The sequence below is a fragment of the Promicromonospora kroppenstedtii genome, from assembly GCF_044389675.1.
GTDB classification, from domain to species: Bacteria; Actinomycetota; Actinomycetes; order Actinomycetales; family Cellulomonadaceae; genus Promicromonospora; species Promicromonospora kroppenstedtii.
The window spans coordinates 87190-108444 of record NZ_JBIRYI010000002.1 but is presented as its reverse complement, the minus strand read 5'-3'; the positions used below and the strand labels follow the sequence as shown (position 1 = coordinate 108444).

Here is a 21255-nt window from a genome sequence, read left to right as displayed (position 1 = left end):
AAAACAAATATCCGATATGTTTTCAGGGTCACAGAGAGGGGAGGCTGACAGTGCCACGAGGATTCACCGCGCAGGAGCGCGACCGGATCAGCCGGACGCTGCTGGCGTCGGGGCACGATCTGTTCACGAGGCAAGGGCTGCGGAAGACGGCACTGGAGGAGCTGGTCGCTCCGGCCGGGATCGCGAAGGGGACCTTCTATCAGTTCTTCGACTCCAAGGAGGCGCTCTACCTGCGGCTCATGCTGGACGAGGCAGGGCAGGTCAAGGCCCAGGTGATCGATCGGGCGCTGCTGTCCACCGAGGACGTGCGCGAAGGGCTGCGCCGGTTCCTGCACGCCACGCTCGAGGTGTTCGAGACCAATCCGCTGTGGCGGCGCCTGGTCACGCATCCCCAGGAGATGGTGGCTGTTGCCGCTCGGCTGGACCCGGAACGGATGGCGGCGATGGGGGAGAACAACCCGGCCACGGCGCTGATGGAGTTCGTCCGTGACCGGCAGCGGTCGGGCGACCTGGTGGGCGACGACCCGGCCGTCGTCGTCGGAGCGCTGCAGTCGGTGCTGCTCATGCCCTTCAACGCCGAGCACGTCGCGGGCGGCGACGCTGCCACCTATCGCAAGACCGTGAACCTGCTCGTCGACGTCGTCACGACAGGGCTGACCACCACCGACCGAGGAGACCTCACATGACCGCACGCCGTCCTCGCGCCGTCGTCGTCGGAGCCGGCATCGCCGGGCTCGCCACCGCGCTGCGGCTGCACCGGGCGGGCTGGGAAGCCCTCGTGATCGAGCGGACACCGTCGCGCCGGTCCGGCGGCTACGCCGTGACGTTCGCCGGCCCGGGATACGACGCGGCCGAGCGGATGGGAATCCTGCCCGAGCTCGCCGAGCGACACATCACGCCCGACCGGATGGACTACGTGCGGCCCGACGGCCGCACCCGGTTCTCCGTGCCCGGCCCCACCGTCCGGGCGATGGTCGGCGATCGGTCACTCAACATCCTGCGGGGTGACATCGAGGACGTGCTCTACCGTGCGGTGACCACCCGGGCGGCCGACACGGTGCGGATCCGGTTCGGCACCACCATCGCCGGAGTCCGGCAGGACCCGGACGGCGTGGACGTCACCCTCCAGGACGGCACCGTCGAGCGCGCCGATCTCCTCGTCGGCGCGGACGGACTGCACTCGACCACCCGACGCCTCGTCGTCGGACCAGAGGACGACCTGCGCCTGGACCTGAACCACATGGCGGGCGTGTTCACGCTCGACCGGCTGCCGGACGGCGTCGAGCCGGGCGTGACCGCCTCGCTCACCGACACCGGCCGCACCCTGGCGGTGGTCAGCCTGGGAGCGGATCGCGCGGTGGCGTTCTTCGGCTATCGCACCGACCGGCCCATGGCCGAGCTCGCCGACGGCCCGCAGGTCGCGCTGCCGCGTGCGTACGGCGACCTGGGCTGGGTCGCACCCCAGGTGCTCGACCAGCTCACCCGCGCGGAGTCGGTCTACTTCGACACCGTCAGCCAGATGGTCCTCGACCGGTGGAGCCGGGGCCGGGTGGTCCTGCTCGGCGACGCCGCCTGGTGCGTCACCCTGTTCGCCGGGTACGGCTCCTCGCTGGCCGTGGCCGGGGCCGACGCCCTGGGTGCCGCGCTGGAGCGGCACCCGGCCGACCTGGCCACCGCGTTGCGCGAGTGGGAGGCCGAGATCCGACCCGAGGCCGAGCGCAAGCAGAAGCTCGGACGTCAGGTCAAAGGCCTGTACGCGCCTGCCGACCGGTTCGGGCTCTGGGTGCGTGACCTGCCGTTGCGCCTGGCGTCCTTCCGCCCGGTCTCGGCCCTGCTGCAGCGCAGGCTCCAGCTCACTTCGTGAGCGGTGGCGGTGCCCACCGCCAGGTGGGATTGCCGTCCGGTGCGAGGCCCTTGCGCCACAGCGCGGCGGGCATGAGCTGGACCATCGTCATCAGGACGCGCTGTCCGGTCCGGGAGGCGGTCCGGGCGCCGTCGGCCCGGGCGCCTCGGGCGGTGGCCTGGTCACGCGGGCGACGCTCCGCGTCGTACCGCGCCAGCGCCACCTCGACCGTGGGCTCGGTCGCGAGCGCGTGGGCGAGCACCACGGCGTCCTCGAGGCTGTGTCCGGCGCCCTGGCCGCGGTCGGGGCTCATGGCGTGGGCGGCGTCGCCGAGCAGCACCGCCCGCCCCCGCACGTAGGTGTCCAGCGGAGGTAGCTCCCGGATGTCGGTGTGGATCACCGCCTCGTCGGGGGTCGCGCGGACCAGGTCGGGCACCGGGTGGTGCCAGTCCGCGACGTGGTCCAGCGCGGTCGCCTTTTCGTCGTCGTACCGGACGCCGGCGGCGGGTTCGGATGTGAGCAGCGCCCAGTACGCGCGGCCGCGTGACACGGGGTGGATCAGGAACAGGTCCCCGTTCCCCATGGTGACGCTGCCGGACAGGTCGCCGGACAGGCCCGCGACATCGGCGACGCCGAGCCAGGCCGTGCGTCCCAGATGGCGCGGCGGCTCGGCGTCCGGCCAGACCGCGCTCCGGACGGCGCTGTGGATGCCGTCCGCGCCGACCACCAGGTCCGCCCGGTACTCCGTGCCGCCGGCGACCACGGTCATGCCGTCGCCGTCCTGCCGCACGTCCGTGACCTCCGCGTTCGTGCGCAGCCAGTCGCCGGGCGCGGCGTCGAGCAGCACCCGGTGCAGGTCTGCGCGGTGGAACGCGAGCAGCGGGGTCGGGTCGACGGGTCGGGCACGCTGCAGGTAGCGGCCGTCGGCCCGGCGCAGGTTGTTCGCCGAGTACGTCGGCACGCCGACGGCGCGCGCCTCGGCCTCGACACCCAGCTCGGCCAGTGCGCGCAGTGCGTTGGGCGCCTGCGACATACCCGCGCCGACCTCGCCCAGCTCCGACGCACGCTCCAGCACGGTGGCGTCCCAGCCGACCCGGTGCAGCGCCAGGGCGGTGGCGAGCCCGCCGATGCCGCCACCGACCACGATCGCGTGTCCGGTCATCGCCTCTTCTCCTCGTGGTCGTCGTCGTGCGTGGGTTCGTCCGGACCGGTCGTGAGCGGCGGCGCGGCGGCGAAGGCCGCGGCCATCCACTCGAACGTTCGGTGTGCCTGGCGGACCCGGTCGTCGTTGCCCGGGCCGGCCAGGGCGATGCCGTCGCGGCTGAGGTCGAGGAACGATGCCATGCCCGCGATCTGGCGTCGGACCACGATGGACCAGGCGTCGTCGGCCATGCGGTAGTAGGTGGTTCGGTTGCCCGGCCTGGTCCGCGAGCTCAGGAAGCCCATGGTGGTCAGCAGGCGCAGGTTCGACGTCAGGGACGCCCTGCTGGCGCCGATCGAGTCGCTGATCTGCCCGGCCGACTGCTCCGGCGGGTCGCACACCATGAGCCAGCCCAGCACCCGCCCGGCGATCGGTGGAACACCATCGCGGGCCAGGTACATCGAGACGCGCTCGACCCATTCGAGCACGGGGTCCTGTGGGTCCATGCCGCCTCCAATGTCAGTTGTTTCACTATCAACTGAAATTGGCGCGGGGTCAAGCTGCCACCCCGCGCCGCACCGTTGGCCCGGACTATGGGTCACCGGGCGGTGGGTCTCACGGGCTACCGTGACCCTGGGCATCACGGGACAGGCCTGGACCGGTCTGCGCGTGTGCCGTGACGGACGAACAACGGTGACGGGAGCGAGATGCGGTTCAGCAGTCCGGTCGGGCGGGAACGGGGACGGGCCGTTGCTCTGCAGCGGCGGCCGGGCCAGCTCGTGGTCGTCGGCTTCGTCGGCGCCATAGTGGTCGGCACGCTGCTCCTGCTGCTCCCCGTCTCGGCGTCGGGTGAGCCGGCCTCGTTCATGCAGGCGGTGTTCACCGCGACGTCGGCCGTCTGTGTCACGGGCCTGATCGTCACGGACACGCCCGTGTTCTGGTCCGGGTTCGGGCAGGCGGTGATCCTGGTGCTCATCCAGATCGGCGGCCTGGGCGTGATGACCGTCGCGTCGCTGCTGGGCGTCCTGGTCACCCGGCGTCTGGACCTGAGCTCCCGGCTGGTGGCCGCGGCGTCCACCCGCACCGTGAGCCTTGGCGACGTGCGCCGCACCCTGGTCCGCGTGGTGGTGATAGCGCTGATCGTCGAGGCGGCCGTCGCCCTGGTGCTCACGGTGCGTTTCGTCGTCGCCTACGGCGAGTCACCGGGCCGGGCGCTGTGGGACGGCGTCTTCCACGCCGTGTCCGCCTACAACAACGCGGGCTTCGCCTTGTTCTCGACGTCGCTGATCGACTTCGTGGCCGACCCCTGGATCTGCGTGCCCATCGCCGTCGCCACGATCGTGGGCGGCCTGGGCCTGCCGGTGCTCCTGGAAGTCCTGCGCAATCGCCGTCGTCCGGGGCGGTGGAGCGTGCACACCAAGATCACCCTGCTCATGACGGGCCTGCTGCTGGTCGGTGGCACGGCGTTCTTCCTGGTCACCGAGTGGGACAACGCGGCGACCACGGGCACGCTGAGCACCGCGGACCGGGTCCTTGCCTCCTTCACCCAGGCCGCCAACGCCCGCACGGCCGGGTTCAACTCCGTGGACACCGGCGCGATGCACACCGAGACCTGGCTCGGCACGATCATCTTGATGTTCATCGGCGCGGGCACCGGTGGCACCGGCGGCGGCATCAAGGTGACGACGTTCGCCGTGCTCGCGGTGGTGATCTGGTCGGAGCTGCGCGGCGACCCGGACGCGGACGCCTTCGACCGGCGCATCTCGGCGGCCACCCAGCGACAGGCGCTCTCCGTGGCCCTGCTCGCGGTGGCGATCGTTGTCCTGCCCTCGCTGTGGATGACGGCACTCTCGCCGTTCCAGGTGGACGAGATCCTGTTCGAGGTGACCTCGGCGTTCACGACGACGGGCCTGTCGACGGGGATCACGGCACAGCTCGCGTGGTATCACCAGGTGGTGCTGTGCGTACTGATGTTCATCGGGCGGCTCGGGCCGATCACCCTCGGCACCGCGCTGGTACTCCGCGCCCGCCGGCGCCTGTACCGGCGCCCGGAGAGTGCACCGCTCATCGGCTGACCGTCGCTGATCGACGACCGGGCCTCGACGCTCTGCTCGTCGGTCCTGCGCGCCGGGTCGGCCCGGCGCTCACGCGCGGTGTCGACGTACTCGCCCAGCCGGTCGGACGCGTCGCGGCGCAGGTCGCGCGCTATGGTGACGCCCACAGGCTGCACTTCCTAGTAGGGCGCAGGCCGCACAACTCTGCCCTGAAAGAGGACCCAAGTGAATCCCACACCTGAGCCCACCCCGATGCCGCTGCACGCTGATCTCGAGGAGGTGCTTGCCGGCGGTGCGAGACCGCCGGTTGGGCGATACCGCCTCGACCTGGCGACGGGGGACTGGGTCTGGTCGGACGAGGTGTTCGCCATGCATGGGTTCGAGCCGGGCGGCATCGTGCCGACCACGCCGTTGATGCTGTCGCACAAGCACCCGGACGACCGAAGCAGGGTCGACGGGATCCTGCGCCGGGCGGCGGAGACCGGCCTCCCGTTCAGCTCGGTGCACCGGATCATCGATGCCACCGGCAAGACGCGCACGCTCGCCGTGACCGGCCAAGGGCGACGCGACCAGGCCACCGGTCAGCTGGTCGAGCTGTTCGGCTACTTCATCGACGTCACCGATGTGCAACGCGACGCGGCAGCGCGCGAGGCGTCGGCGTCGATCCGGGCATCGGCGGAGAACCGATCCGTCATCGAGCAGGCCAAGGGCGTCGTGATGGTCATCCAGGGCGTCGACGAGGACGAGGCGTTCGCGCTGCTGCGCCAGACCTCCAACCGGGCGAACATCGCCGTCCGTGACATCGCCGCCACCCTGGTCCACATGTTCTCGGGACCGAACGTCACAGAGGTCCCCACACGGGAGGCCATCAATACGTTCCTGGCCGACCCGACTGCACCAGGCGACCACTGACGGTCCGTGGGCCGGGCTCGCATCCGGCGGTGATGGACGCAGGCTGGAGCACGGTGACACGGCCGGTAGTGCGACTGAAGAGTCGTGATGCGACGGTGGCAGGGGGAGGTGAACGGACCAGATGGACCCGCCGGAAGTCCTCAGCCTGCTTGCGCGTTCCTTCGCCGACACCGACTCCGACCGACCGTTGCCGGTGCGTCTGTGTGAGACGTGCGTCGACACGTTTCAGGCGCAGGGCGGGGCGCTGACGGTATCGGCCGGCCCGGGAGACCGGATCGCGGTGAGCACACGCGGCGCGTTCGAAAGACTCGAACCCCTCCAGGAGGTCCTGGGGGAGGGCCCGGTGCCACGGGCACTGGCCGTGGACCGGCTGGTGGTCATGCGCGTCGAGGCCATGGTGGACGAGTATCCCGTCTTCTCCCACCTTGCCGGAGCCATCGGCGACGGTGTGACGCTCTACGCGGTGCCGATGCGGGTAGGCCCGCACGTGATCGGGGTCCTCAGCCTGTACGTGACCGACACGCCGTCGGGCTGGGACCTGGACGACCTGCAGTTCGCGGCCGACGTCGTCGGGGCCGACCTGCTGAGCAACTTCGAGCTTCTTGACTGGTCCGCCAACGCGCCGTTCCATCAGGCTACCGGGATGGTGGCCATGCAGCTGCGCATCCGGCCCGATGACGCATCCGCGCTGATCCGGGCGCGTGCGTTCGCCCGGTCGGCGCGCCTGCTCTCCGTCGCTCAGGACGTCCTCCAGCGGCGAGGACTCGTCAGCGACGATGACTGACCGCCGCTTCGTGACGCTCCCGGCGGTCCGGGCATCTCCCTAGGTCGGGTCGGCCGGGCCGGCGTCGATCGCTCCGGCGACATAGGCGCGCCGGATCCAGCTGGCTATGACGGGTACGGCCAGCGGATAGCGCTCGACGAGCAGCTCTGCCACCGTCAGGTCTTCCGCAGTGTCCGTGAGGATGCCGCTCGCCGCCAGGGCGGCGATGAGCTCGTTCTGTGTCATCTGTCAGCTGCCACTCCGGTTCGCGGTGTCGACGCCGACGACACTACGGCCTTAACCGCGGTTCTGCCCGCGCCTGCACGGTGGGTGTCGCAGGCGCGGGCTTGTCTCGGCGACGTCTCACGCCGCGCGGCCGGCACCCCCCCCGCCGCCTGGGGAGGCTGGATCAGCGAACGCGGTCGTAGACCAGGGCGAGCTCTCCCGACGTGCCGGTCTCCTGGTGGGTCAGTGCCCAGGTGGAGGCCGGGAGCCCGTCCTCGAACAGACGCTGTCCACCACCGGCGATCTCCGGCAGGACCATGAGGTAGAGCCGGTCGACCAGGTCGGCGGCGAGCAGCGGCTTGACGATGCTCGGGCTGGTGTTGACCAGGATGTCGCCCTCGCCCTCGTTCTTGAGCTCGCGCACGACGTCGGCGGCGGGTGCGTTCACGATCCGGGTGCGCTCCCACGGTGCGTCGGTCAGGGTGGTGGACAGGACGACCTTCTGCGTCCGGACCAGCCACCGGGCATACTCCCGGTCACGGGGGTCGGCGTCCGGGTCCTCTGCGACGGACGGCCAGAACCCCATGAATCCTTCGGCGTTGCCGCGGGCGAGCACTGCCGTCGTCGCGTCGGCCCACATGCGGCTCATGTGATCACGGGCGGTGTCGCTGGTGACGTAGGGCATGAAGGTGGCGAAGTCCGCCGGCCCGCCCGCGCCGTGGTAACGGCCGTCGAGGGTGAGGCTGAGGTTGGCGGTCACGGTGCGGCCGGTCGAGCGTGTCATGTCGTCCTCCTGGAGCTGTCGCGCCGCCTCTCGGCGCTTCCGACCCTAGGACGGAGCCACGCCACGCTTCTCGACATCGGCCCTGCGGCGCGATGCGTGCGACGGTGATCCGAACGGCACACCGGCCACGCTGCCGCCCGTGCGCTCAGGCCGGCGGCAGCAGCCCGGCCTGCCGGTAGACCCGACGCAGGTAGTCGAGCAGGACGTCGCGGTCGAGGTCGCCGGGCTGCAGCAGCCGGTAGATCAGTGCCCCGACGGTCATGTCCAGGAGTACCTCGACGTCGGTCTCGCGCGGCAGATGCCCCTCGGCCACGGCGCGCTCGAGGACGACAAGGGCGGTGCGGCGGCGAGGCACGATGTGGTTGTCCCAGAAGACGTCCATGAGGTCGGGGTGCGTGAACCGTGCCCCGAACACGGCCGCCAGGAGCGCCCGGTACTGCGGGTCGGCCAGCAGGCCGGCGGCGGTGGGCAGGGCGTTGTCGATCAGGTGGGTCATCCGGTCATAGGTCAGGTCGTCGTACGACGACGGCGGGTCGGGCTGGTCTCCCAGCGTCCGTGCCGGCAGGCCCGTGCCGGCCGACTCGAACGCCGCGGCCAGCAGCTTCTCCTTGGTGCTCCACCGCCGGTAGACGGTGACCTTGCTGACGCCGGCGCGCCGTGCGACCTGTTCCATGCCGGCACCCGCCACGCCGTCGGAAGCCAGCAGCTCGCGCGCGGCGCGCAGGATGGCGACGTCCGCCTCGTTGCTGCGTGGTCGTCCCCGGGGCCGCGTGGCCGGGCCCGGGTCCGTCACGGGCGGTGACCGGACGTGAGGGCGGAGCGCAGCCACCGGTCCAGGTCGTCGGCCCCGGTACCACGCCAGGCGAGGTGGCCGTCGGGGCGCACGAGCCAGGTGTCCCCGGCTGCGTCCGTTGGCTCGGTGCGGTGCAGCACCTTGACGTGGGCGCCCAGGGCGGTCGGCGGTGCCACGGGGATCGGCCCGGCCGGCGCGACCACCACCCACGATCCGCCGAGCTCGGCGTGCAGCCGGGTCGTGGCACCGTCCGGTGCGCGCAGGGTGAGGTCGCCCACCCGGTCGCCGGGCCGTGGCCGGCGAACCCAAGGTGCTGCGCCCAGCGGGCCCCTACGGTAGGAGACCCAGAGCTGAGAGGTGGTCCACGTGGCCCATCGCTGGATCCACGGGGCGCGGAAGGCGCGCACCAGCAGCTGGTCCCGCAGGAACCGGCCGGCGGCGGAGCGTGTGACGTCGATCCTCGTCAGGGCGGACGTGCCGCGCAGCACGTCGGAGGCGAGCGGCCGGCGCTCGGCCTCGTAGGTGTCCAGCAGGTGCGGGGCGGCGGCTCCTCGGATCACGAGCGCCAGCTTCCACGCGAGGTTCTCCGCGTCGCCGAGGCCGGTGAGCATGCCCTGGCCGCCGAACGGGGCGTGGGCGTGGGCGGCGTCGCCGGCGAGGAACATCCGGCCGGCGCGGTAGCTGTCCGCGAGCCGCCGGTGGACGGTGAACTCGGACAGCCACTCCGCGGACCGGACCGTCGCGGGCCGGCCGGTGCGGGCAGGCACCAGGTCGGTGATGCGGGTCAGGATCTCGTCCTGCGTCAGAGCGTGGTGCGCCCGGCCATCCGGGTCGTACGCCAGCACCCGCCAGAGGTCGCCGTCGGGGTGCGGCATGGGCATGAGCCCCACCAGGCCCGCCGGACCGGCCCATCCGGACGTGCCCGACCGGTCCAGGTCGATCTCGAGGTGCACATCGGCCAGCAGGAACCGCTCGCTCAGCCGCACGCCGGGAGCGGTGATCCCCGCGGCCTTGCGGACGGCGCTTCCCGTGCCGTCGCAGCCCACCACCCATGCGGCACGCAGCGTGCTGCCGTCGGTGAACCCGGCCGTCACGCCGTCGTCGTCCTGGGTGGCCGTCTGCAGGCCGCGTCCCCACCCGGGTGAGACGCCGAGATCCGTGAGGCGGCGCCGGAGCGACTCCTCGACGCGGGCCTGGGAGACGACCATCGGCGGCCCCGCGGTGCGCAGGCCCGGGTCGCCGAAGCGGAGCCGCATCATCGGCCGGTCGCCGAGGTAGGTGGTGACCTGCATGGCGCGGCCGGCCTCGGCGGGTAGGTCGCCCAGCGCGCCCAGCCGGTCCAGCACCTCCGAACCGCGCGCGTGCAGGAAGTTGGCGCGCGAGGTGGTCGCGGGCCCGTCCGCCCGGTCGACCACCCGGACGTCGACCCCGTGCAGGCGCAGCCCGCAGGCCAGCGCCAGACCGGTCGGCCCGGCGCCGACGACGAGGACCTCGGTGTCCGGCATCGTGCACTCCCCACTATTTTATGAACGGCTGCGTTCACAAAATAGCGCGGGCCGAACCCTGCCGTCCAGGGCGGATGCCTTCCCTGTTCGTCATGGGGGTGGAGCGAGTCTCGTCGATGCGGAGGGGCGCAGCCCGGGCGACTGGATCAGGGCCGCTCGGCGACGGTCCCCGAGGGCGAACACCGTCGAGGCTGATCAGAAGTCGCGGTCGTTGTCGGTCTCGGTGTACGTGGTGGTCGACATGTCGTTCCCGGCAGGGTCGGTCACGCCGGTGCTTGGCGTCCAGGTGGCGTTCGCGGCCGCGGCCGCCGTGCCCACGTTGCCGCTGGCGGTGCCGAGGGTGATCGTGACGCTGTTGCCCGACATGGCGATCGTGGACGCGGTGCCGGTGACGCCGAAGGTCCTCGCCGCCGTGACGTAGTCGTTCCTGTTCAGGCTGATGGTGCCGAGCGGGAGCTGCGTCGTGTTCGCGGCGTTGTAGACGGCGAGCCTGTCCCTGGAGTTCCCGCTCCCGGTGGCCCGGACCACGACGTTCTGCGAGGTCGCCCCGTTCCACCCGGCGATGATCGTGCTCGGCACCATCGGCTCCGAGAAGGTCAGCGTGAAGGTGTCCCCGGCCTCGAGACGGCTCGCCGTGCCCGCGTTGGTGGTCGTGAAGCCGACCGCGGTGGGTCTGGTGCGGTCGATGCGGTACGTGGTCGTGGTGGTGCGGGTGTTTCCGGAGACGTCCGTGACGCGCACCGACAGCACGTAGGTGCCGTCGGCGGGGAAGGTGGCGGCGGCCAGCGGGTACGACCACGCGGTGGTGCCGTTCGCGGTGATCCAGTTCTCGCTCGCCGAGCTGAACGTGGTTCCCGCCAGGTAGAGCCCGGTCTCGGCCCGCTCGAGGCTGAGCTCGACCTTGGCGACGCCGCTGCCCGCGTCGGTGGCGGTGCCGCAGAGGTCGCCGGTGCCGGCCACGCATCCGGCGTCGAACGTCGTGCTGTTGTAGGCGCCGCCGGTCGCGGGGAACGTGACGACCGCGGCGGGGGCGGTCGCGTCGGTCGTCCAGCTCCGGCTCGTCGCCGCGCCGGTGTTGCCGGCCGGGTCCACGGCACGGACGTCGAACGTGTGCGCGCCGTCGGCGAGGCCGGTCACCGGGCTGGGACTCGTGCAGGCCCGCCAGGTCCCGGCGTCCAGGCGGCACTCGAAGCTGGCCCCGCTCTCGCCCGTGAAGGTGAACGTGTCGGCGCCCCGGGTGATCCCGCTGGGGCCCGAGACGATCGTCGGTGCCGCGGGCGCCGTGCGGTCGACCGCGAAGGAGACCGCGTCGGTGGCGGTCAGGCCGGCCGGCGTGGTGACGCGTGCACGCACGGTGTACTGCCCCTCGGCCGGGAACCCCGATGCCGCCATCGGGTAGGACCACGAGCCGGTGCCGGTCATGGGCAGGAACACCTCCGTGGTGCTGGTGAACCCGGTGCCGTCCCAGTAACGCGCGGTGCTGTGACGCAGGATGCTCACCGCGCCGGTCAGGCCGCCCTGTGCGTAGGACGCGGTGCCGCACAGGTCACCCACCGGCGAACCGCAGCCGGCCTCGAGACTCGCGTCGTCGTAGGCGCGGCCCGCGCTCGGGAACGCGATGTGGACGTCGGGCAGGCTCGTGTCGACGGTCCACGTGTAGGAGCTGACGGCACTGGTGTTGCCCGCCGGATCGGTCGCCCGGACGGCGAACGTGTGGGTGCCCGACGTCAGCTCGCCGTAGCTGACGGGGGCGGTGCAGGTCGTCCAGCTCCCACCGTCCAGCCGGCATTGCGTACCGGCCGACTGTTCGGCGACGGTGAAGTCGACCTTGACGGCGGGGCCGCTGGGGTCGGGCGGGCTCTGGACGATCTTCGGGGCCTGGGGCGGCGTGCTGTCGAAGGTCAGGTCGACGCCGCCGGTGCTGACGTTGCCGGCGGCGTCCACGGCGCGCCAGCGCACGGTGTAGCCGCCGTCGGCGGGAAAGCTGGTGCCGGTGAACGGATAGGACCAGGCGGTGGTCCCCGTCGCGGTGTGCCAGGCCTCCGTGGGAGCCGCGAAGGCCGTACCGTCCCAGTAGGCGCTCGTGGCGGCCCGCCGGATGCTGACCGAGACCGAGGTGAGGCCGCTGCCGACGTCGGAGGCGGTGCCGCAGATGTCGCCGGTCGCGGGTGTGCCGCAACCGGCGCTCCAGCCGGCCTCGTTGAGGCTGGTGGCCGTCGGGAAGGCCATCGTGACGGCGGGCGCGGTGGCGTCGACGGTCCACGTGGTCGACGTCGCTGTCCCCACGTTGCCCGCCGCGTCGACGGCGCGGACCGACGCGGTATGGCTGCCGCTGGTCAGGCCCGTGTACCGCACGGGGCTCGAGCACGGTTCCCAGGTGCCGTTGTCCAGGCGGCACTGGAACACCGCGGCCGGGTCGGTGCTGGTGAACCCGACGGTCGCGGAGGAGCCGCCGGGGTCGGGTGGCACTCCGGTCAGAGCCGGGGCAGGTGGTGCGGTGCGGTCGATGGTGAAGGTGCGTGAGTCGTAGCCGAGGCTGGTGCCGTCGCTCGCTCGGGCGCTGACCGTGTAGTCGCCCTCGGGCAGCGCCGCCGCCGCGATGCCGTAGCCCCAGTCGCTGGTGCCGGTGGCCAGGAGCCAGGTCTCCGTGGAAGCGGAGAAACCGGTGCCGTTCCAGTACAGGCCGGTACTGAGCCTGCGCAGGCTGACGCTGACCGCGGCGACCAGCACGTCGTCCTCCGCGAAGCCGCACACATCGCCCGTCGTGGCGGTACCGCACCCGGCGGTGAAGCCGGCGTCGTTGTACGAGGTGCTCATCCTCGGGAAACCGAGCTGGACGGTCGGCACCGCCGTGCTGACCGTCCAGGTGTACGACGTCGTGGTGCTGACGTTGCCCACGGTGTCGACCGCGCGCCTGGAAGGTGTGCGAGCCGGCCACCAGGCCGGAGTACTCCACCGGGCTGTCGCACGGGGCGAACGACGCCGTATCGAGGCGGCACTCGACCGTGGCGGATGCCTCTGCCTCCGTGAACGCGAAGCTCACGCTGTCGCCGCTGGTGGCGGTCGGGGTCAGACTCAGCACGGGCGCCGGCGGCGGACTGCTGTCGACCACGATCGCGGCGGACGTCACGTCGCCGCTGGGCGAGGCCACGGCGTACACGGTGTGGTTGCCGTCGCTCGTGCCCGTGGGCACGGTCACGGTGACCGTCCCGCCACCGCCTGCCGGGACCTGCGCCGGTGCGGGCGACCCGGCGAGTGTGCCGGGCAGCTCCTGGCCGGTCGGGCTGTCGAGCCGGAAGCGCAGTGTCTCGCCGGGCAGGAACCCGGTCGCGGTGCCGGTGACCTGGGTGCCGGGCCTGAGCCGCGAGGCGGTGAGGGCGAGACCGGGCGCGGCGACGGTGGCGGGGGCGCTCCGCACGCTCGGCTCGCCTCGCCACACCGTGCCGACCAATGGTGTGACCGAGTACACCCAGCGTCCTGCGGGGACCCTGGTCTCCGTGCACGTGGTGGTCGTGAGCGGCTCCTGGCAACCGGTGCCGACCGGTTGCGGGACGAGGGTGCCGGCGTCGTAGCGCTGGAGGGCGTAGCCCGCTACCGGGTCGCCGTTGGAGAGGGTCGTGGCCGCCCAGCTGACCGTGACGGATCTGCCCGAGACGCTGACCGAGGGTGTCGCCCCCTGGCGGACCACGGCCGCGCCCGAGGCACCGCTGCTGCCCGGCGCGGCCGTCGTCGTCCAGTAGGCCCAGGCCACGGCGCCGAGCAGGCAGAACACGAGCACGGCAGCCGCGCCGCACACGATCCCGCGGGCGCCGCGAGCCGCGAGCCGGTTCATGGGCCCGCCGCCAGGAACACGGTGAAGACCGCGCCCTGGCAGGCGTCGGCTGCGTCCGGGCGCATGGCGAGGGCGTCCCGCAACGTGATGGACAGCTGCCCGTCACCGGAGCTGTTCCGGCCGGGGACCGTCCACCCGATGCCGTCGTTGGTCTGTGTCTCGTAGCTCAGCGCCGCCGTCGGGCAGCCGGCGTGGCCGGGGTCCACCGCCAGGCCGCCGTCACCCCTTGTCGTGTCCAGCCGCAGGGCGGTGATGGCGGCAGCCGCCGCGTTGGGGTTCGCGACCGTCAGCACCACGTCGGCCCTCTGGCCGGGGTAGAGGTCGGCCGTGGGTGTCGCGGGGGTGAGCACGACCGGGCGGACCGTGCTGCTCACCCCGGTGCCCGTGCCCCCGCCGGACACCGTCCAGAACGCGAACGCGATGCCGGCCACCGCGGCCAGCGGGGCGGCGAGCAGGAGGACCGACAGGGCACGACCCCACGCCGCCCGTCGCACCCGGCTCACGGCAGCGACCTGCCCGAGCCGACGTAGCTCAGGGTGACCGACGCGCCCTTGCACCCGTCCTGGTTGACGGGGTGGTCGATCATGCGCACGCGCGGCCAGTCCCTTCGTGGCACGCCCAGTGCGCTCAGGCTACGGGTGGCCCGCGCGGGAACGATCACCGAGACGTCGGACGTCATCTGGCTCACCGCGAAGTCGGCCTCTGAGCAGGGGCGCCGCTCGTCCGCGTGCGGGGCCGTCACGTCGCGCACCCGCACCCGGAGCCCGGTGACCCGCAGGTCGCCGTGCGCTCGGTTGACGAGCTCGACGTCGATCGGCGCCGACCTGCCCGGGGAGAGCGGATCGCCGGCATCACCCCTGATCACGAACGACTTCCCGGCCGAGGACACGTCGTGCTCGCCCTTCCCCTCCATGTCGGCGGCGCGGTCGGCGCCCACCAGCAGAGCGATGACCGTGGCCGCCAGGACGGCGACACAGGCCACCGCCGCGAGCGTGAACCGGCCGCGGGGTGTGAGCGTCATGTGCTCGGCCGAGGGCCGGTCGGACCACTCAGTTGGCGGTGTACTGGATCGAGACGACGGCGTTCTTGCAGGCGTCCTGGTTGGCCGCCGGCTTGTTGTTGAACTGGATCGTCAGACCGGACCACGAGCCCACGCCGTCACCCGGCGGGATCTCCGCGTTGACCGGGGCGCTGCCCGCGATCGTGTAGTCGGTCGCGTCACAACCGTCCTGGTCGGTGCCGGTGACCTCCGCGGTCACCGAGGCCGTGTACACCGGGCTGTCGTTGGGGTTGTCGAACGTGCCGCTCAACGTCTGGGGCGGCTGTCCCGGGGCGAGGCCGGTGATCGTGCTGGTCTGGTTGATCACGAGGCTGTCGTTCGAACCCGTGGTCGCCTCACCCGTACCCGAGCCCGAGTTGGTCCAGTACGCGAACGCGACACCACCCATGACCAGTACCAGGACCACCGAGAGAACGACGACGGCCCTCTTCTTCTTCGGACGCTGCATGACGTAACCCCTATCGGTCGGGCATGGCTCGCCGGGACGCCCTGGGCCTCCATCCGCGCCCCGGATCCCAACCGTTGACCGAGCCAAGCGTTATCGACCGTACAAAATCACCCTGCAGTCGGCCACCGGGGTGGTCGCGGCCCGCTGCGACCGGTACGGCGATCGCCCGGCCGCCGGTATGTGGACGGACGCCGGCTGGAGCGTGGCCACGGTCGTCATCCGAGAGCTCTCGAGGCGGTCCGGTCACGGTCCACGTCGTCCAGCCGGCGCAGGACGCCGTCCGGGTCGTACTTGGTGCGCATCTCGCGGACGCGCTCACCGGTCGTGCCCGGGTAGGTCTCGTCGAAGGTTCGCTCGTCGGGCCGGCTCTCGAAGTTGCGGTAGGCGCCCCGGGAGAAGGGTCGTAGGCGCGACACGGCGTCGTCGAGGTCCGAACCGGGCCGGGGTGGGAACACCGTGAAGGTGGTCATCAGCTCGACGTCGCGGTGGGCGAACGAGGTCTCGTCCGGGCGGAGGTCGTGCATCGCGCCGCCGAGCGACCGGAGCTGGACGAACGGCCCCGCCCGGTGCGTGGCTCCCGCCACGAGGGCGCGGGCACTCTCGCCGGTCAGTGTGGGCAGCAGCAGGTTCGTCGTGACCGCCGGCTGCTGTCCGTAGTTGCCGTGCAGGTGGTCGGACGAGACCAGCGCGGTGTACGGGCCGAGCTGGGCCTGCATGCCGAGCGTGCGGGTGCCGAGGTCTCCGAGCGGTTCGACGAGCTCACGGACGCGGTCCGGGTTCTCGTCCGCGACGACCGCTGTCATCTGCAGCACGAGGCGGTCCCGGCCGCCGCCGAGCATCCCGTTGACCGTCAGGTCGCGTGGTGCGGCGGCCATGTGCTCCGACCAGCGTTGCAGGGTGGCGGCGTCGGCCTCGACGGTGACCTGCGCGATGCCGATGGTCTCCAGCGGCATCGCGTCGATCTCCAGGTCGGTGACGATCCCGACGCTGTCGGCGGCTCCACGGACCGCCCAGAGCAGGTCGGGTTCGTGCTCGGCGTCGGTCCGCACGACGCGGCCGTCGGGCAGGACCACGGTCGCGGCGCGCACGTGGTCGACGGTCAGGCCGTACGTGCGGGTGAGCCAGCCCATGCCACCCGCGGTGGCCAGGCCGCCGACGCCCACGTTGCCGTGGTCGCCGGAGCTGATGGCCAGCCCGTCGTGGGCGAGCCGCTCGGCGACCTGCCCCCAACGGGCACCGGCCTGCAGGCGCACCAGGCCGGTCTCCCGGTCGAGGAGGTCGACGGCGTCGAGCTGCGACAGGTCGATCACCACGCCGCCGTCGTTCGAGGAACGGCCGTGCAGCCCGTGGCCGCCGCTGCGGACCGAGACGGGCAGATCGGTGCCGCCCGCCCAGGTCAGGGCCTCGGCCACCTCGTCGGCCGTGCGGGGCAGCAGCACGACGGCGGGGGAGTGCACCGTCGTGTAGGTGGACCGCAGCGCCTCCCACCGCCGGCCACCGGGCCATACGGCCTGGTCGGCGAGAGAGCGCGGAAGGTTCAGGGCGGTCATGCGTGGTTCCTCTCAGACATCGTGCTGTCGACCGGGCCGGCGACCTGCTCGGCGCGGTGTGCGGCGACCCGCTCGCGGACGGCGGGCACCACCTCGTCGGTGAAGACGCGCAGCTGGTTCTCCGCGTCGGTGATCGGCCAGAAGACGAACGTGTCGAAGCCCAGGTCGACGGCCCAGGACGTGAGCGTCTCCACCCACTCCTGCACGGGCCCGACGAGCCCTTGCCCGCCGCGGAACGGGCCGATCGCGCCGATGACGTTGTAGATGCGGCGCACGTCGCGCGGGTCGCGCCCGGCCTTGCGGGCCGCGTCGTCGATGATCTGTTGCTTCTCGGGAACCTCGTGCGGCGCGACGTAGATGTTCAGGGGAGAGATCCAGCCGTCCGCGGCACGCCCGGCGACGCGGAGCATGCGTGGCCGCTGGCCGCCGAGCCAGATGCCCACGTGCCCGGACGGGACGGGACCGGCCTGGTAGCCGGCGACCTGGTGCTCCGCGGTGTCCGCCTGGACGGCGTCGCCGTCCAGGGCGCGGCGCATGATCCGGATCGCCTCTTCGGTGAACTGGATGGTCTCGCCGCCGGTGCGAGGGCGGCCGCCCATCGCGGCGACGCCCTGCGCGCTCGCCCCGCCGCCCACGCCCAGGTGGACGCGGCCGCCGTTCATGGTGGCGAGCGAGGCGGCGGCCTTCGCGGTGAGCGTCGGCGGGCGCAGCTGGAGGTCCAGGACGTCGCCCATCACGGAGATCTGCTCCGTGCGGGCGGCGAGCTGGCCGATCAGGGTCCACGCGTCGAGGTGCGTGGGCTGGTAGGGGTGGTCCTGCACGGCGAGCAGGTCGAGGCCCGCGGCGTCGGCCTGCTGGGCGAGCCGAAGAGCCTGGGGGTAGTCGGTGGCGGTCGGGTCGATGCTGACGCCGAACCGGAGGGTCTGTCCGTAGTCGGTCATGTCACTCATGGTCCGCGGGACCGTCCCCGTTGCCAAGGGACCCATTAGGTCCTTACTATTCGTAAGTATGACCAGTCAACGACACACCGGAGGCGGGCCGGATCCGGCTCAGATCCTCGACGACGAGGCGTGCCGGGCGTTCCAGGGTGCGATGGACATCGTGGGCAAGCGGTGGACCGGTGCCATCATGCTCGCGATCTCCCGGGGAGCGCGCCGGTTCGGCCAGATCCTGCGCCTGGTCGACGGGCTGTCGGACCGGCTGCTCTCCCAGCGGCTCAAGGAGCTGGCCGCACACGGCCTGGTCACGCGCACCATCGTGCCCACGACCCCCGCCTACTCCGAGTACGAGCTCACCCCCCTGGGCGAGCAGCTGATCGAGGCGATGCAGCCGCTGGTCCTGTGGGGATACGTCAACCGGCTGCCGGCGACGGACGGGCTAGAACCTTAGGACCATGCGGCCTCGGACGCCGCCCGCCTCGAGCCGCCGGTGCGCGGTGACCGCGGCGGCGGCGGGCAGCTCCTCGGCGACGCGCAGCGTGAGAGCAGTGGTGACGCTCATGTCATGGCTCCTTGTCCTGAGCCGGAAGCCCCTGGTGGACAGCCGGCGGGTCGACTGTCCACCGTGCGGCCTGTCACTCGCATCCGTGGGTCGCCTAGTGGCGGACCCGGGGCCGGGGCGCGGTGGCCTCGTGGATCGCCCAGGCGGCGTTGATCAGGCCGATGTGGCTGAACGCCTGCGGGAAGTTGCCGATCAGTTCCCCGTCGGAGACCTCCTCGGCGAGCAACCCGAGGTCGTTGGCGTAGCGGCTGGCCCGCTCGAACGTCGCCGTGGCCTGCTCCAGCCGTCCCGCCTGGGCCTGGGCCTGGGCCAGCCAGAAGGTGCACAGCAGGAAGCTGCCCTCCTCGCCGGCGAGCCCGTCCACACCGGTCGAGGTCCGATAGCGGTAGACCAGGCCCTGGTCGTCCGTCAGCCGGGCGGCGACGGCGTCGATCGTGGACAGCACCCGAGGATCGTCCCCGGGCAGGAACCCGACGATGGGGATCATCAGGGCTGATGCGTCCAGGTCCGATGAACCGAACGACTGGGTGAACGCGCCGACGTCGGGGCTCCATCCGTTCTCGAGGATCGCGGACCTGATCTCGCCGGCGACCGTCCGCCAACGCTCGCTCCTGTCCTCGGCGCGCAGCTGTACGGCCAGGGCTGCCGCCCGGTCCAGGGCTACCCAGCACATGAGCTTGGAGAAGAGGAACTGGCGGGGCTCGCCGCGCACCTCCCAGATCCCGTTGTCGGGCTGGTCCCACAGGGCGGCAGTGGTGTCGGCGAGGCCGACCAGAAAGTTCCGCGTCGCCGCGGACGGGGTCTTGAGCTGGTGCCGCAGCCGATACGCGGAGGCGAGCAGCTCGCCGTAGACGTCGAGCTGCGGCTGTGTCCAGGCATCGTTGCCGACCCGGACCGGTCGGCTGTCTCGCCAGCCGGAGAGGTGGGGCAGCGTTCGTTCGGTGAGGTCGTGCTCGCCGCCGATGCCGTACATGATCTGCAGCGAGCCACCGGTGCCGTGCGCCGCGGCCGCGGCCATGAACTCGAAGAACTCGTCCGCCTCGTGCGGGCAGGCCGCGACCCACAGGGCGTCCATCGTGAAGCTCGCGTCGCGTACCCAGGAGTAGCGGTAGTCCCAGTTGCGCTCCCCGCCGATCTCCTCGGGGAGCGAGGTGGTCGCCGCGGCCACGATCGCCCCGGACGGCCGGTAGCTCAGCCCCTGCAGCACCCGGCCGGACTGCAGCACCAGGTCGCGCCACGGCCCGTCGTAGGTCTGGTGCTCGGCGGACCAGGCCTGCCAGACCTCTATCGTCGTCCGCAGGGACGCAGCGATCTGGTCGGGCGTGTACGGCCGGAGCGGCGGGTCGGAAAGGTGTGCGTGCTGCAGGGCGAACCCGACCGTCTGGCCGGCGGCCACGTGCACGGTCGCCCACGCCGCGCCGTCGCCGATGGTCCAGTCGGCGTCCGAGGAGAGCAGGAGCCGGCTCGCGCCGCCGGAGCAGCCCACCGCTCCGTCGACACGGGTCAGCAGCGGGACGATCAGCCCGTACTCGGGTCGGGGCCGAACCATCACCTCGAGCTCCACCGCTCCGCTGATCCCGCGGAGACGGCGGATCATCGTGTGCGGTGCGTGTTCGCCGAGCCGGTGCGGATCCTCCGCGGTGACGTCGGCGGCGTCCTGCCGGGGGTCGGTCACGGCCAGTGCGTCGGTCAGCTCGACCGATCCCGTGGGCGTGGTGAAGACCGTCCGGAGAACCAGCGTGCCGGACACGTAGCTTCGCTCGACCTCGACGCCATGGTCGGCCGTGCCATCCGTGGTGGAGGAGCCGACCGGCCGGATCCGCCACGTCCCGGCCTCGGCGTCGAGGAGCCGGCCGAAGACGGACGGGCTGTCGAAGCGTGGGAAGCCCAGCCAGTCGACCGAGCCGTCGCGGCTGACCAGGGCTGCGGAGTGGCGATCCGACAGCAGCCCGTAGTCCGCGATCTCGATCTGGCTCACGGCAGTGTGAGCGGCAGCTTCTGGCCGTCGAGGACCTGCTGGCAGGAGCACTCGTCCTCGGGGAGCGCTGCCACCGTGGCCTCCAGGATGCCCGAGAGCTTGGACACGTTGGCGGCGAACAGCTCCAGCACGGCCTCCTGGGTCACGTGCTCGCCACCTTCGACGCCCGCGTCGGCGTCCGTGACGAGAGCGAGGGTGGTACAGCACAGGGCCAGCTCGCGTGCCAGCGCCGTCTCTGGCATCGCGGTCATGTTGACGACGGTCCCGCCGTCGCGGGCGTTGCGTCGCGACTCCGCCCGGGACGAGAACCGGGGGCCCTGGATCACGACCATCGTGCCGCCGTCCACGGCAGGCAGGGGCCCGGCCTGTGCCGCGGCCACGGCGGCGGCGCGACCGCGCGGGCAGTACGGCTCCGCGAACGGGACGTGCACCACCGGGCCCTCGGCGTCGTAGTACGTGTGCGCGCGGTCCCACGTGCGGTCGATCACCTGGTCCGGCACCACGACGGTCCCCGCGGCCAGCTCCGGCACGAGCCCGCCCACCGCGCACGACGTCACGACCTGCCGGACTCCCAGCGCACGGAGGGCCCAGAGGTTCGCCCGGTACGGGATGCGGTGCGGCGCGAACCGGTGGTCGGCACCGTGCCGCGGGAGGAACACCACCTCACGTCCACCGAGCACACCACGAGCGGGCGCCTGCGACGGCGGGCCGTAAGGGGTGTCGACGACGACCGGTTCCGTCTCCGTCAGCAGCTCGTACATGCCAGATCCGCCGATGATCCCGATAGGTGCGCTCATGCACTCCAGGCTAGGGCGGACGGCGGCACTCGGCGGGTCCGCGGGCCGACCGTCAGCAGACGGTCAGGTT

23 protein-coding genes are annotated in these 21255 nt (G+C 72.1%); 8 read left to right on the top strand and 15 right to left on the bottom strand.

Annotation, left to right across the window (positions count from 1 at the left end):
- Positions 1-50 precede the first annotated feature (50 nt).
- Together ACH47X_RS04320 and ACH47X_RS04315 are read left to right on the top strand one after the other, a co-directional pair.
- Positions 51-686 (top strand): TetR/AcrR family transcriptional regulator, encoded by a 636-nt coding sequence (locus tag ACH47X_RS04320; protein WP_397401746.1) that lies wholly within the window; start codon positions 51-53, stop codon positions 684-686.
- The gene (locus tag ACH47X_RS04315; RefSeq protein ID WP_397401744.1) at positions 683-1864 is read left to right on the top strand and encodes an FAD-dependent oxidoreductase; all 1182 of its coding nucleotides are present in this window, start codon (positions 683-685) and stop codon (positions 1862-1864) included. The genes ACH47X_RS04320 and ACH47X_RS04315 overlap by 4 nt, the downstream gene beginning before the upstream one ends.
- On the opposite strand, the gene ACH47X_RS04310 is transcribed toward ACH47X_RS04315, so the two are convergent.
- Positions 1854-3005, bottom strand: a complete 1152-nt coding sequence (locus ACH47X_RS04310; RefSeq protein WP_397401742.1) for an FAD-dependent monooxygenase — start codon at positions 3003-3005, stop codon at positions 1854-1856. The two genes, ACH47X_RS04315 and ACH47X_RS04310, sit on opposite strands and share 11 nt — an antisense overlap.
- On the bottom strand, positions 3002-3490 hold the full coding sequence (locus tag ACH47X_RS04305) for a GbsR/MarR family transcriptional regulator (RefSeq protein ID WP_397401740.1): 489 nt from the start codon (positions 3488-3490) through the stop codon (positions 3002-3004). The genes ACH47X_RS04310 and ACH47X_RS04305 overlap by 4 nt, the downstream gene beginning before the upstream one ends.
- A 201-nt stretch (positions 3491-3691) precedes the next feature.
- Between ACH47X_RS04305 and ACH47X_RS04300 the strand changes: the two genes are divergently transcribed.
- The 3 genes from ACH47X_RS04300 to ACH47X_RS04290 all read left to right on the top strand — a co-directional run bounded on the left by ACH47X_RS04300 (position 3692) and on the right by ACH47X_RS04290 (position 6734).
- Positions 3692-5059 carry a TrkH family potassium uptake protein gene (locus tag ACH47X_RS04300; protein WP_397401738.1) on the top strand — a complete coding sequence of 456 codons (1368 nt, stop codon included), beginning with the start codon at positions 3692-3694 and terminating at the stop codon, positions 5057-5059.
- A 204-nt stretch (positions 5060-5263) separates the two neighbouring features.
- Positions 5264-5950, top strand: coding sequence for a PAS and ANTAR domain-containing protein (locus ACH47X_RS04295; RefSeq protein ID WP_397401736.1), 687 nt, complete (start codon positions 5264-5266; stop codon positions 5948-5950).
- Between the two features lie 121 nt (positions 5951-6071).
- The gene (locus tag ACH47X_RS04290) at positions 6072-6734 is read left to right on the top strand and encodes a hypothetical protein (protein WP_397401734.1); all 663 of its coding nucleotides are present in this window, start codon (positions 6072-6074) and stop codon (positions 6732-6734) included.
- A 39-nt stretch (positions 6735-6773) separates the two neighbouring features.
- Here the strand turns inward: ACH47X_RS04290 and ACH47X_RS04285 are convergent, their stop codons facing one another.
- The 5 genes from ACH47X_RS04285 to ACH47X_RS04265 all read right to left on the bottom strand — a co-directional run bounded on the left by ACH47X_RS04285 (position 6774) and on the right by ACH47X_RS04265 (position 12918).
- The gene (locus ACH47X_RS04285; protein ID WP_397401732.1) at positions 6774-6959 is read right to left on the bottom strand and encodes a hypothetical protein; all 186 of its coding nucleotides are present in this window, start codon (positions 6957-6959) and stop codon (positions 6774-6776) included.
- Positions 6960-7122: 163 nt separating this feature from the next.
- Positions 7123-7722 carry a dihydrofolate reductase family protein gene (locus ACH47X_RS04280; protein WP_397401730.1) on the bottom strand — a complete coding sequence of 200 codons (600 nt, stop codon included), beginning with the start codon at positions 7720-7722 and terminating at the stop codon, positions 7123-7125.
- Positions 7723-7867: 145 nt separating this feature from the next.
- The gene (locus ACH47X_RS04275; RefSeq protein ID WP_397401728.1) at positions 7868-8515 is read right to left on the bottom strand and encodes a TetR/AcrR family transcriptional regulator; all 648 of its coding nucleotides are present in this window, start codon (positions 8513-8515) and stop codon (positions 7868-7870) included.
- Positions 8512-10020, bottom strand: a complete 1509-nt coding sequence (locus ACH47X_RS04270; protein WP_397401726.1) for an FAD-dependent monooxygenase — start codon at positions 10018-10020, stop codon at positions 8512-8514. The genes ACH47X_RS04275 and ACH47X_RS04270 overlap by 4 nt, the downstream gene beginning before the upstream one ends.
- Before the next feature lie 195 nt (positions 10021-10215).
- Positions 10216-12918, bottom strand: coding sequence for an Ig-like domain-containing protein (locus ACH47X_RS04265; protein ID WP_397401724.1), 2703 nt, complete (start codon positions 12916-12918; stop codon positions 10216-10218).
- 107 nt (positions 12919-13025) lie between these two features.
- On the opposite strand from ACH47X_RS04265, the gene ACH47X_RS04260 reads away from it, so the two are divergent.
- Positions 13026-13592 carry a hypothetical protein gene (locus tag ACH47X_RS04260; protein WP_397401722.1) on the top strand — a complete coding sequence of 189 codons (567 nt, stop codon included), beginning with the start codon at positions 13026-13028 and terminating at the stop codon, positions 13590-13592.
- A 45-nt stretch (positions 13593-13637) separates the two neighbouring features.
- On the top strand, positions 13638-13760 hold the full coding sequence (locus ACH47X_RS04255; RefSeq protein ID WP_397401720.1) for a hypothetical protein: 123 nt from the start codon (positions 13638-13640) through the stop codon (positions 13758-13760).
- Between the two features lie 88 nt (positions 13761-13848).
- Here the strand turns inward: ACH47X_RS04255 and ACH47X_RS04250 are convergent, their stop codons facing one another.
- The 5 genes from ACH47X_RS04250 to ACH47X_RS04230 all read right to left on the bottom strand — a co-directional run bounded on the left by ACH47X_RS04250 (position 13849) and on the right by ACH47X_RS04230 (position 17851).
- Positions 13849-14355, bottom strand: a complete 507-nt coding sequence (locus tag ACH47X_RS04250) for a hypothetical protein (protein ID WP_397401718.1) — start codon at positions 14353-14355, stop codon at positions 13849-13851.
- Complete coding sequence (locus tag ACH47X_RS04245) at positions 14352-14873, bottom strand: hypothetical protein (RefSeq protein WP_397401716.1); 522 nt, start codon at positions 14871-14873, stop codon at positions 14352-14354. The genes ACH47X_RS04250 and ACH47X_RS04245 overlap by 4 nt, the downstream gene beginning before the upstream one ends.
- A 28-nt stretch (positions 14874-14901) precedes the next feature.
- The gene (locus ACH47X_RS04240) at positions 14902-15360 is read right to left on the bottom strand and encodes a hypothetical protein (RefSeq protein ID WP_397401714.1); all 459 of its coding nucleotides are present in this window, start codon (positions 15358-15360) and stop codon (positions 14902-14904) included.
- A gap of 215 nt (positions 15361-15575) precedes the next feature.
- On the bottom strand, positions 15576-16910 hold the full coding sequence (locus ACH47X_RS04235) for an FAD-binding oxidoreductase (protein ID WP_397401712.1): 1335 nt from the start codon (positions 16908-16910) through the stop codon (positions 15576-15578).
- Positions 16907-17851 (bottom strand): LLM class flavin-dependent oxidoreductase, encoded by a 945-nt coding sequence (locus tag ACH47X_RS04230; protein WP_397401710.1) that lies wholly within the window; start codon positions 17849-17851, stop codon positions 16907-16909. The genes ACH47X_RS04235 and ACH47X_RS04230 overlap by 4 nt, the downstream gene beginning before the upstream one ends.
- A gap of 67 nt (positions 17852-17918) precedes the next feature.
- Here ACH47X_RS04230 and ACH47X_RS04225 point away from each other — a divergent pair, with 67 nt between their 5' ends.
- Positions 17919-18299: a winged helix-turn-helix transcriptional regulator gene (locus tag ACH47X_RS04225; RefSeq protein ID WP_397401708.1), complete on the top strand. Its 381-nt coding sequence runs from the start codon at positions 17919-17921 to the stop codon at positions 18297-18299.
- Here ACH47X_RS04225 and ACH47X_RS04220 read toward each other — a convergent pair.
- The 3 genes from ACH47X_RS04220 to ACH47X_RS04210 form a co-directional block, all read right to left on the bottom strand.
- Complete coding sequence (locus ACH47X_RS04220) at positions 18288-18410, bottom strand: hypothetical protein (RefSeq protein ID WP_397401706.1); 123 nt, start codon at positions 18408-18410, stop codon at positions 18288-18290. The two genes, ACH47X_RS04225 and ACH47X_RS04220, sit on opposite strands and share 12 nt — an antisense overlap.
- A gap of 94 nt (positions 18411-18504) precedes the next feature.
- Complete coding sequence (locus tag ACH47X_RS04215) at positions 18505-20388, bottom strand: glycoside hydrolase family 15 protein (protein ID WP_397401704.1); 1884 nt, start codon at positions 20386-20388, stop codon at positions 18505-18507.
- Positions 20385-21185, bottom strand: a complete 801-nt coding sequence (locus ACH47X_RS04210) for an S-methyl-5'-thioadenosine phosphorylase (RefSeq protein ID WP_397401702.1) — start codon at positions 21183-21185, stop codon at positions 20385-20387. The genes ACH47X_RS04215 and ACH47X_RS04210 overlap by 4 nt, the downstream gene beginning before the upstream one ends.
- Positions 21186-21255: the final 70 nt, after the last annotated feature.

What these genes read in the sequence shown, in the direction of transcription:
- ACH47X_RS04315 (WP_397401744.1), top strand. Translation starts at nt 683, where the DNA reads ATGACCGCACGCCGTCCTCGCGCCGTCGTCGTCGGAGCCGGCATCGCC.
- ACH47X_RS04310 (WP_397401742.1), bottom strand. Translation starts at nt 3,005, where the DNA reads ATGACCGGACACGCGATCGTGGTCGGTGGCGGCATCGGCGGGCTCGCC.
- ACH47X_RS04305 (WP_397401740.1), bottom strand. Translation starts at nt 3,490, where the DNA reads ATGGACCCACAGGACCCCGTGCTCGAATGGGTCGAGCGCGTCTCGATG.
- ACH47X_RS04300 (WP_397401738.1), top strand. Translation starts at nt 3,692, where the DNA reads ATGCGGTTCAGCAGTCCGGTCGGGCGGGAACGGGGACGGGCCGTTGCT.
- ACH47X_RS04290 (WP_397401734.1), top strand. Translation starts at nt 6,072, where the DNA reads ATGGACCCGCCGGAAGTCCTCAGCCTGCTTGCGCGTTCCTTCGCCGAC.
- ACH47X_RS04285 (WP_397401732.1), bottom strand. Translation starts at nt 6,959, where the DNA reads ATGACACAGAACGAGCTCATCGCCGCCCTGGCGGCGAGCGGCATCCTC.
- ACH47X_RS04280 (WP_397401730.1), bottom strand. Translation starts at nt 7,722, where the DNA reads ATGACACGCTCGACCGGCCGCACCGTGACCGCCAACCTCAGCCTCACC.
- ACH47X_RS04270 (WP_397401726.1), bottom strand. Translation starts at nt 10,020, where the DNA reads ATGCCGGACACCGAGGTCCTCGTCGTCGGCGCCGGGCCGACCGGTCTG.
- ACH47X_RS04245 (WP_397401716.1), bottom strand. Translation starts at nt 14,873, where the DNA reads ATGACGCTCACACCCCGCGGCCGGTTCACGCTCGCGGCGGTGGCCTGT.
- ACH47X_RS04240 (WP_397401714.1), bottom strand. Translation starts at nt 15,360, where the DNA reads ATGCAGCGTCCGAAGAAGAAGAGGGCCGTCGTCGTTCTCTCGGTGGTC.
- ACH47X_RS04235 (WP_397401712.1), bottom strand. Translation starts at nt 16,910, where the DNA reads ATGACCGCCCTGAACCTTCCGCGCTCTCTCGCCGACCAGGCCGTATGG.
- ACH47X_RS04230 (WP_397401710.1), bottom strand. Translation starts at nt 17,851, where the DNA reads ATGACCGACTACGGACAGACCCTCCGGTTCGGCGTCAGCATCGACCCG.
- ACH47X_RS04225 (WP_397401708.1), top strand. Translation starts at nt 17,919, where the DNA reads ATGACCAGTCAACGACACACCGGAGGCGGGCCGGATCCGGCTCAGATC.
- ACH47X_RS04220 (WP_397401706.1), bottom strand. Translation starts at nt 18,410, where the DNA reads ATGAGCGTCACCACTGCTCTCACGCTGCGCGTCGCCGAGGAGCTGCCC.
- ACH47X_RS04210 (WP_397401702.1), bottom strand. Translation starts at nt 21,185, where the DNA reads ATGAGCGCACCTATCGGGATCATCGGCGGATCTGGCATGTACGAGCTG.